Genomic DNA, 2,492 nt, shown 5'->3' with positions numbered 1-2,492 from the left:
GACAGCAATTAAATCAACCCCAACTAAACCTAACGTTGGCACTTCTCTTTAAAGGCGAAATACATACGCCCACTGTGTAAAGCTTGATTCGTTCATAGAAAACGGATTGTTATAATTGATGAATTCCGTTGCCAAATAAACGACTAAAGCAAACATCACCAATGACAAAAAAACAAGCGCATTGATTAGCCAGTATCTGAACCTCATTGATTACATCGCTTAATGAAAGAGGAAAGTGTTCATTTTAAAGCTTAAAGGTAAAAATCCCAATGAAATAAAAACGTATCACAAACGTTTAACATTTGGCAAAAAACTGTAATTAACTTTCAGGGTGATATTGAGAGTTCTTAGATAGGAAAGCCCCTACTTTCGCCCCCTTGTAGCAAGGTCTGTTCCCTAAACGGCAAAAGTAAGGGCAAATTTAGCTATTTACCATAATGTGCAAATGACGATCCAAAAAATCAAGTACCGATGAAATATTTTCCACAAGCGGCTTACTGACGACATCATTAATGTATGTACTTATCTACAAGTGAATACAAAATTGCTGCGGTCTCCTCATCCATACGACCATCGTATTTTTTTTGTCGAAAATGTAGTTGAAAAGATCTAATAAGATTTTGATAACCATCATCAGTTTTTGCAATGGAGATATCATACCCATATATCTTCATTTTTGAAATAATATCGTCACGCGTTGGAATGCCTTCCTTGCAAAATCGATTATAATAGTTATCTTTAGTTTCATCATCATACCAAGCTCCAACCCCGTATTGATATAACTCAAACCAGGGAAACAGCGGTCCAGGATCGCTCTTGCGACCCGCAGCTATGTCCGAATGACCAATAACATTTATCGGCGATATATCAGGATAACGCTGGATAATGTTCAACGCTAATATTTTTACAGCCTCGATTTGCTCTTGCTTGAATGGTGGAAAAACAAACTCCCCATCTTCATATTTAGCCAAATTAACAATTTCAATACCAATTGAAGTATCGTTAATATTACTTCGTCCTTGCCAATTACTAATTCCTGCATGCCACGCTCGATCACCCTCATCAACAAGGTTGAAAATGCGCATATCTTTAAATCCAGAGTTAATGTAGGTCTTTTCGGTAGGATCCGGAACAAGATAGTGCGCACTTACACCACCATCTCCAGAAAGAAATTTAACTGATGAAGAAAAATCAGCAGCTGTATAATGCATAACAAGAAAGCGAACGCGGCGATTAAAACCTTTGACTGAGCGATAACTATTATAATCAATTTTATACATGACGAGAAACCTTATAATAATAAATAATAAATACTGGCTTTGTTACATAAAAAACTAAGTGAATTTACTATTAAGCAACGAAAACCATAGTAAATCAAGGCGGGTTTGATTTACTAATAAAAAAATATAAACAGGCTTTGCTGCGTAATTAACTTTGCGAGGGAAGGTGCGAATAAGTTCTGGAGCTATGATGATTTCTGGTCATGACTCCAACATGGAGAACTTGTGCTAAAGCGGCATCCTTTTCACCGTTAAATTAGGGAAGGTGCGAATAAGTCCCAGATATGAGAGCATTGCGGCACAATCCATCACAACACCCAACGCCCATGAGCCAACAATTATCTTTTGCCGATAGTGAGTTTTCGAGTAAGCGCCGCCAGACTCGTAAAGAGATTTTTTTATCTCGGATGGACAACCTGTTGCCGTGGTCTCAACTTTTCGAAGTGATTGAACCCTTTTACCCCAAAGCCGGCAACGGCCGCCGCCCGTATCCACTTGAGACTATGTTCCGCATTCATTGCATGCAGCAATGGTACTGTCTTGGTGACGAAGCAACCGAAGATGCCTTATACGAAATTGCTTCAATGCGTCAATTTGCACGATTATCACTGGATAAAGCGATCCCAGACCGCACCACTATCATGAACTTTAGGCATTTGTTGGAAAAGTACAAACTCACACGTAAATTATTTGAAACCGTCAACCAATGGCTATCAGACTGTGGCGTCATGATGACGCAGGGAACGTTGGTCGATGCCACCATAATCAGAGCACCGAGCTCCACTAAGAATAAAAATAATAAGCGTGACCCAGAGATGCATCAGACCAAGAAAGGCAATGAATGGTACTTCGGCATGAAAGCCCATATTGGCGTGGATGCCAAGAGCGGTATCACCCATACGCTTGTAACCACTGCCGCTAATGAACATGACCTGAACCAATTGCATAATTTGCTGCACGGTGAAGAGGAATTCGTTTCCGGCGATGCGGGTTATCAAGGCGCACAGAAACGGGAAGAACTGAAAGACACAGATGTGGAGTGGCTGATTGCAAAGCGTCCCGGTAAAATCCGAGTGATGAAAAAGCGCCCTCGCAAGAATAAGACAATGATTAACATCGAATACTTAAAAGCAAGCATTCGAGCAAAGGTCGAGCACCCGTTTCGCGTTATCAAATGCCAGTTTGGCTTCACCAAGGCACGTTACAAAGGAC

Annotated in this window: 2 protein-coding genes; one reads left to right on the top strand and one right to left on the bottom strand. The window is 40.5% G+C overall.

From position 1 onward, the window contains the following. Positions 1-509 precede the first annotated feature (509 nt). Entirely contained in the window at positions 510-1,280 is a 771-nt protein-coding gene (locus RH85_RS08790; protein ID WP_006711872.1) for an N-acetylmuramoyl-L-alanine amidase, read from the bottom strand. A 326-nt stretch (positions 1,281-1,606) separates the two neighbouring features. Between RH85_RS08790 and RH85_RS08785 the strand changes: the two genes are divergently transcribed. Continuing rightward, on the top strand, positions 1,607-2,492 hold an 886-nt coding region (locus RH85_RS08785), incomplete at its 3' end, for an IS5 family transposase (RefSeq protein WP_039948924.1).

The organism is Vibrio ichthyoenteri ATCC 700023, from assembly GCF_000222605.1.
GTDB lineage: Bacteria > Pseudomonadota > Gammaproteobacteria > Enterobacterales > Vibrionaceae > Vibrio > Vibrio ichthyoenteri.
Note: the sequence above shows the minus strand (reverse complement) of the source record. Positions and strands in the feature narration are given on the sequence as shown.

Bases quoted from the DNA above. Each gene is read 5' to 3' on its own strand.
- RH85_RS08790 (WP_006711872.1), bottom strand. From the start codon at position 1,280: ATGTATAAAATTGATTATAATAGTTATCGCTCAGTCAAAGGTTTTAAT.